Annotated in this window: 7 protein-coding genes and 1 pseudogene; 2 read left to right on the top strand and 6 right to left on the bottom strand. The window is 58.1% G+C overall.

What is annotated here, in order from left to right; all coding sequences use genetic code 11:
* Positions 1–381, bottom strand: a 381-nt coding sequence (locus KF715_18705; protein ID MBX3738730.1) for a DUF932 domain-containing protein, incomplete at its 3' end; no start/stop codon positions are given.
* Between the two features lie 687 nt (positions 382–1,068).
* Here KF715_18705 and KF715_18700 point away from each other — a divergent pair.
* Positions 1,069–1,368: a DUF2326 domain-containing protein gene (locus KF715_18700; protein ID MBX3738729.1), complete on the top strand. Its 300-nt coding sequence runs from the start codon at positions 1,069–1,071 to the stop codon at positions 1,366–1,368.
* Between the two features lie 19 nt (positions 1,369–1,387).
* Here the strand turns inward: KF715_18700 and KF715_18695 are convergent, their stop codons facing one another.
* The 3 genes from KF715_18695 to KF715_18685 form a co-directional block, all read right to left on the bottom strand.
* A complete protein-coding gene (locus KF715_18695; protein MBX3738728.1) occupies positions 1,388–2,260 on the bottom strand; it encodes a hypothetical protein in 873 nt (290 codons plus the stop codon).
* Positions 2,261–2,732: 472 nt separating this feature from the next.
* Complete coding sequence (locus tag KF715_18690; GenBank protein ID MBX3738727.1) at positions 2,733–3,914, bottom strand: ThiF family adenylyltransferase; 1,182 nt, start codon at positions 3,912–3,914, stop codon at positions 2,733–2,735.
* Positions 3,889–4,143, bottom strand: coding sequence for a multiubiquitin domain-containing protein (locus tag KF715_18685; protein ID MBX3738726.1), 255 nt, complete (start codon positions 4,141–4,143; stop codon positions 3,889–3,891). Before KF715_18685 ends, KF715_18690 begins: the two co-directional genes overlap by 26 nt.
* Before the next feature lie 108 nt (positions 4,144–4,251).
* Here KF715_18685 and KF715_18680 point away from each other — a divergent pair.
* Positions 4,252–4,677: pseudogene (locus KF715_18680) on the top strand (hypothetical protein).
* A 4-nt stretch (positions 4,678–4,681) separates the two neighbouring features.
* Here KF715_18680 and KF715_18675 read toward each other — a convergent pair.
* Together KF715_18675 and KF715_18670 are read right to left on the bottom strand one after the other, a co-directional pair.
* Entirely contained in the window at positions 4,682–4,957 is a 276-nt protein-coding gene (locus tag KF715_18675; GenBank protein ID MBX3738725.1) for a hypothetical protein, read from the bottom strand.
* Positions 4,958–4,981: 24 nt separating this feature from the next.
* Entirely contained in the window at positions 4,982–6,607 is a 1,626-nt protein-coding gene (locus KF715_18670) for a hypothetical protein (GenBank protein MBX3738724.1), read from the bottom strand.
* Between the last annotated feature and the right edge of the window lie 29 nt (positions 6,608–6,636).

Below are 6,636 nucleotides of genomic sequence, written 5' to 3'. Positions count from 1 at the left end.
CACCAACCGATACAGGCCCGCGTCGATGCGGTATGCCCGGCTGCCGTCGTGCGCGTTCTGCAGGATCATTTCCGGGCGGGTGTTGCCGACCTGAAAGGCCCCGGCCTCTAGGTCAATCCGCCGGGCAAAGCGGATTTCGTGCATCTGAAAACCGATGCGGTCCTCCAACCTGACCCGCTGCTCGGACGCCTTCACCGGTTCCCAACCCTCGGCACCTAGCAGGGCAACGACCTGCTGGGTGGAAACGAACGTGTAGCGGGACGACACCCCCGGCCGGGCGTGCTCGGCAAAGATCGAGGGAGCGCAGCGGCGGAGATCATCGGACGAAAGCGCCTTAAAGACGCGAGCGGGAGCAACGGGAACGGATTCAATCGAGTTCATAACTTTCCTTGTTCTGAAGCGCCCCAACGAGGGCGCATAGTGGCGGGCCGCGCCACGCGGACCCCAACCCGAGCCGAACCGAAAATCGGCCGCCCCGGAGGGATGCCGACGATCAGCACCGTCGCGCAAGGTGGAGCGCAGCGCAGCGAGCAATACCTTGAGGCGCGGACGGGCGACGGAGCGCGCAGCGCGGAGAAGGCGCGAGCCCCGGAGCGAAGCGTAGGGGTGAACCATGACGGGCACCCTTTCATGGGTGGCATGGTGAACAAGGCGCTCGCGCCGCCGACCGCCAGCCGGCGCAGGTGCTACAATCAGGCAGCCCACAGGGGACAGGCTTCGCACACTACGGATGCGCGAGCGGTGCAACGAGAGCGAGCACCGGCAGCCCAGCGGCGTCTGAGCGTCACCCTTGGGGGTCGAGCGGGACCGGACGGCGCGCAGGTGTGGGAGCGGAGCGAAGGCGACAGGCCGGGAGTGGAGGAAGGAGTCGGCGGCAGCGGGAGCGCGGCAAGGCCGCCGGTGTCGCGACCGGAGAGCCTGCGACCGGGAGCGATCCTGGCGAATGGTCGTGCTCGGACGACGAATCGCCAGAGGCGGCCGTGAGCGCGGAGCCAAGCCGTCTCCGCCCGCAACGAATGGCCGGAGCCGCAGTCGGAGCGGACACCGGAGTGCTGGCCGGTCCTGATCGTGCTAAGGGCAAAGTGGAACCACAACGTTCAGTTTCTTTTCCACGATAGTCTTTTGTATTCCAATATGGATCCCCGTCAGCGCTCGATCCTTTTCAGGGAAGCGAAAGCTACCGCCGAACGGGATGGCGAACAATATATCGCGACGATAAATCAAGATGCGTTGGACAGCATGCGCGAAGAACTCAGTGCAGAGGAATTCAACCAAATCTTTGGCGATGCAGTGGTCCTCCAGTTGACGGACAAGAGTGATGCGGACAAACTCTTAGGCGTTCACATCAACTTCGACTACGACTCTTGATATTCCTGTGAGCTGACCCTTACCAAGGGCAGGATTCATCTTCCTCTAAATCTTCGCCGCGTATTCGTGCCGCGCCACTTTCGACTTCAGGTTCGATAACCGCGGGTCTGATGCGTAAATTGTCGAATTTGCCGTAACGGTCTTTAAAAATCCGGCACTGGGGCACTTCAATCACCCCACGAGTAAAACCTGCATGGTCGCATTTCACAAAATCCCGAGCAATATCCAGCGGGCGACCCTTGGCGGGTGTGCGGTAGCGCTTTGAAAAGCGTGTGTAGCCTCCAGCGCTCATTTCATCACCGTTCTCATTGTGCCACTCGCTTAGAGGAACATCCAGCAGGCACGAATCGAAATGATAAGGCACCACGGTGCTCCCTGCCGTCCAATAGTAGACGCGTCCGAAATATGCGGCATGGCACCATTTCTCCCACACCCGAGGACTGTAGCGCTCTGAAGTGTCAAGCGACGGAGTCCACTGGGCAACCCATAGCACGTATATCTTCTTGCGGGCGTAGTGTTCAGTTCGGCGGAGAATCGCCTCATAGGAAAGTGCGCTGAGCTGCACCTCGATAGCCACGGGCACGCCGCTGATATAGCAACTTACATCGGGGCGAACCTCTTTCAGATGTCGCTCCAATTCCAGTTTAGTGACGTTCGAGCACTTGGCCAAAGCATCGAAAATGGCGGTCTTGCAGGCTCGGTGCTGTTCAGTCTCCTTGGAGCCATACTGGCAAGTCACTGGTGGACGATGCGCGAAGTGATCCACTTTCAGCCGGCATTTTTTCAGGATCACGTCTTTACAGCATTCTGGACAAATAAATGGCCCGTCTTGCTTGACAGTGTGAGCGGCGACAACCTTGACCGCATCGCGTTGGCGGTTTGCGCACAGCATGGAATTATAGATTTTCGATCTACTCGGCCAATGATTTTGGCGACGTCAGCGGTTTCACGTGAAATCCCCTTTCTGAAAATGCATCAGCGAAACAGACTGCGCATCCAATCCCAGAAGCGACGGCGCTTCTTCCGCGGAGATTTGCGATCCAAATGAGCGACGCGTCGCTGATGCTCAAGACGCCGGCCCATTTTGACCTCCTCCTCCGTCCACTGGCCGCACCATATGATCGCCCCGTTTTTGATAAAGTAGTGTGAGCGACAGGGCTTCTGCCAATTGCCCACGGACGGGTAAAGTGACGGCCCTCCGGACCCTTCCTCAAGAGACCACTCTGCGTCGTCAATTGGGGTGCGGATTTTCGAACCACAGCCGCAGGCGCATAGGTGCGCCGCGGCTCCATACTCCTCAGCGTAGTAGAGTATGCCTGGCTGCATCTCCTTGGGCATGAACTCGACTCGTTGAAGACGAAACTTCATGAGGCGACCTTCATGTCGGAAACATCGAAGAGGTAGTTGTCCATCGGCTCATTGTTACCGTAAAAGCCGCGGACTTCCTTGTATTTTACCACAGCAAGGCAGGCGTTCAGGGCATTCAGTTCACCGATCTGGATGTTCGTGCGGTAGAGATTATCCGCCGGGTCAGACATCTCAGCATACCCTTTCGCGCGGACTTCCTCAGCCCGGTCTACCGGGTAGTATGTCACTCTCAGCATCCCGCTAAGCGGATCTCCTTTCCGTTTAAGACCCATGCCCACGTCGATGAATGGGATTTTACCAGCGATCAAAACATCGAAAATCGCCGAGCGCGACGACCCTTTGTCTACCGAGACGAACGCAAAGGTGACTCCAGCCAGCTCTGCGGCGGAATCGGAGCCGACATGGAGTTGCCGGGCCGTGAGGCCATGCCTGAATCCCTCGTAGCGACTCAGATAGACTTCGGTTTTGGGCTTACCAAGTTCATGCTCTTCCAGCTTGCCGGGGGACCGATAGGCATTGTGAACGTGGAAGTCGTCGAGGTCGAAGAACCTGATCTCCTTGACCGGAGTCTTTACCAGCAGGTCCAGAAGATAAGCACCTGTGCCACCAACACCGATGATGGCGACAACCTCATCTTTGAAAATCTCGCGCAGGTCCGAGATGCCGGCGCGCGAAGACAGGGTATCGGGAAACTTGAAAATAGGGTCCGGAGGCAGTCCGGTATTTGCCTTGTGGGTCAGGGGCGAGGCATCGCGGCCAAACTTGGCCATCGCCGGCCCGGCGATCTGATCCACGTAACTTTCTATCTTCTCGAAGAAATCCGCGTAAGCGCCCGTTTTCTTCGGCTTGTTAGAAAATGATCGCTGGACAACGACATCCGCGTTTTCCGCCGACAGGTGGATCTGACATGGTCCGCCACCGAAGTTCGGGATTGGTTTCCCATCCAAACCGTGCGGCATTTCACCGGCAAAGTAGACCTGGTGGTCATCCTGACGGACGGCTTCTTTATCCACGAATACGAGTTTGGCGACAATCGCCCCTCGCCGCAAAGCGAGGGTGCCATTGAGGTAGAACACGTCCCGGACGATCAGGCAGTTGTTCGTGTCAAAACCAATGGCGTATCCCTTTTCGTAGAGACGCCGGAGGTCCTGGTTACGACTGACCAGTTTCTGAAACACTGAATACCATCCCCTCTTTGACCTTCACGGACTCGCCCTTGACCAAGACGCCTTCGGGTTTGTTGCCGTGACCGCGTTTATATTTTACCGAATAGTTGATGTCAGGATGCTGAGCGTAGTCGGGCACCTCCAAGGTGACAACCTGCTCATAGGAGATTTCTTCGTCCTTGGGCCACTCGTGCGGAGTGCCCTCGACGATGATTGTGACGAGTTTATTTTCCGGTTTCATGATTACGTTGATTTCTTTTTTTGGGTTAGAATCCTTTACCTGCAAAATTGAGTCCGCGACTGGTCGATAGGTCCGCAATGAGGTGGGAGCTAACCCCAGCGCAAAAAGCACCGGCGATATGAATCCGTCCCGCTCTATTCTGACTTAAGCCTAGACACTGGCAGCGCTAAGTTGAGCGAATTATCGCCTGCAGACTTTAGGGTCACGAAGATGAGGTTTGGTAAGAGCAAGGACTCCGCCGGCAAGGCGGTGGCTGATAAATCCATAGTCATCTACAACGAGCGCATAACAATCCAGGGAATCCCGATTGAAGCCTATGAGTATGTCGTGAATGGTAAACCTGCGCTCGAGTGGGTCATGGATCGACAATCTGTATCCAAAGACAAAGATAGTGGGCTCGTTAACGACGCCAACCTTTGGGCAATTGAAACGGCCAACAACGCGCGCTACCCCCTGGAACTTTTCCAGCGGATCGTCACCGTGAGTATGGAGACGCTAAGGATCGTTAGGAGTTTGCCTGCCCTCGATATTTGAGGGCTCAAAGCCGCTGTTTTTGCGATTGGGTAATCGCGATCTTTTCCGACATCGCTTGGTTCAAGGCCACCCTCTCCCTTCCTGAGAGTAGTAGCTTTTCAGCGGCAGCGGTATCACCCGACTCCACGAACGCTTTCACCTCGTGTTTCGTGCGGATATGGTCGGCGGGGCCCATTTCCTTCACCCGGAGGCGCTCGGTGATCAGCCGGACTGCGTCCTCTTCCTTGCGGAGGGCGAGCAGGGTTTGGACGGTGATTTCAGGGCTCTTTTGGGGGTTCATCGAACGAAGGTGTAGTATAGGCGATTAGGACGGCCGGAGGGAGACTTTTTTGAAGCCATTCGTGCAGTGACGCACAACAGCGGTGTGGTCGGGCAGGCTCCGGAACTCGTGCGGCTTGATCCGATACTCCTCCACCCGCTGATACGTGTGGGCCGTATGGTCCAAATGCACGGTCCGGGTGGCACGCTCAACCCAGTGTTTACCCAGCGCGTTCGCACACCGGAGAGCGTCGGCCTCGGACGCGGCCCGATACATCACGAGGTTCTTAAGATTGAGGGCCAGAACCTCGGCTTGTTCCTTGGTTTGAGGCGGAATCAACGACTCGAAGGCCTGCGCGGACACGACCAGCATGAGCATGCAATCGCGGAGCCGGTCGATGACGTTGAAGTCGCTGGTGCCGTCGTGGCTGGCGGTGATGGCGTTCTGGAACTCGTCGCCCACATAGACGAGCTGGTTCAGCGCATACTTCTCCCAAGGGGGTAGTGCGTAGCGCCGGAGAGCGTGCCGGTAGAGGAGAAGCTTAATGACGGTGAACACATACTGCCGCTCCGTGGTGTAGTCCTGGGGCACGTCGATGCAGAAGATTTTGCCCTTATCGACGTCGGCCATGGTGCAGGTGTCGGGCTCGTTGGAGCTGAAAATTTCAGCGATTTCGGCCGTGCCGAGGTATTCGAGGTAGTTCTGGGAGGTGCCGATCTCGCCAGCCCGCTGCTCCTTCGCCTCATGCTTCAGGTAGGTCTGCTCCAAGGTCTCGGCGAGGCGAATACGGCGCTCGGTCGGCTCCAGTTCCGTGAGCTTTTCCAGCGCCGCCTTCAGCTCCCTTTCCGAGGTCAGCAGGTCGTAGGCGTTGGTCGCGGTCGTTGGCCGGCCGATGTCGGCGAGCAATTCAAAGGCCCGCCCGATGTGGGCGGCGCCCTTCACTTTGAAGAAGCCTTTTTCATCTTTCGGATTCAAGGCGGCGGCCGTATCGACCAAAATCCGCGCGCGGGTCGTGAACGGCAGTCGGGCGTCTCCCGTGACGTTCAGACGGTGGATTGCCTTGCCTGGCTCGCCGACCAACCGCGGACGCAGGCGGATGATGTCGTGCTCGCGGCCATACTTCTTCGCGAGCCATTCGAGGTAAAACCACTCGTCGCCCTTGTTCGCCATGACCACGCCGCCGAGCGTGGGATTGCGCCGCATCAGGTCGGCGAGCAGGCCGTTCATGCCGGAGGTTTTGCCGGAACCGGTGTCACCGGAGAAGAAGAAGTGCCGGTTGGCCTTGTCCCGCGTCCATCTGAATCCGGCGAACGCCAACACGATTTGCCACCGGTCCGCCACCACCTTGCCAGCGGGGTCGCGCACGTAGCGGCGATGGTCCGCATAGTAGAATAATCCGCCCGCCAGCGCGCACAGGACGGCCCCGACACCGTATCCCCAAGGTGAGGGCAACCGGATCGCCCCGAACAGACCGGAGGCAGAGATCGCGAGGGCAAAAGGGAGCGCCAGCGGGAGGCGCAACCCCGGCTCGTTGTGGCGGAGATTTCGCTGAATCAGCCATCCCGCGATGACCAGAAACAGGGCGGAAACCGCGAACGCAGCTACCGTGATGGCCTGCGGATCGTGCAGCCATTGGCGCATCAAAACGTGAGGTGCCGGGAGCGTTTTCATCACCGATCGTGCGGAAAACGAAGCGCGCT

It is taken from the genome of Candidatus Didemnitutus sp., from assembly GCA_019634575.1.
Classification (GTDB): Bacteria; Verrucomicrobiota; Verrucomicrobiia; order Opitutales; family Opitutaceae; genus Didemnitutus.
This window is presented reverse-complemented; position numbering and strand designations above follow the sequence as displayed.

Bases quoted from the DNA above. Each gene is read 5' to 3' on its own strand.
- KF715_18695 (MBX3738728.1), bottom strand. From the start codon at position 2,260: ATGCTGTGCGCAAACCGCCAACGCGATGCGGTCAAGGTTGTCGCCGCT.
- KF715_18685 (MBX3738726.1), bottom strand. From the start codon at position 4,143: ATGAAACCGGAAAATAAACTCGTCACAATCATCGTCGAGGGCACTCCG.
- KF715_18675 (MBX3738725.1), bottom strand. From the start codon at position 4,957: ATGAACCCCCAAAAGAGCCCTGAAATCACCGTCCAAACCCTGCTCGCC.
- KF715_18670 (MBX3738724.1), bottom strand. From the start codon at position 6,607: ATGAAAACGCTCCCGGCACCTCACGTTTTGATGCGCCAATGGCTGCAC.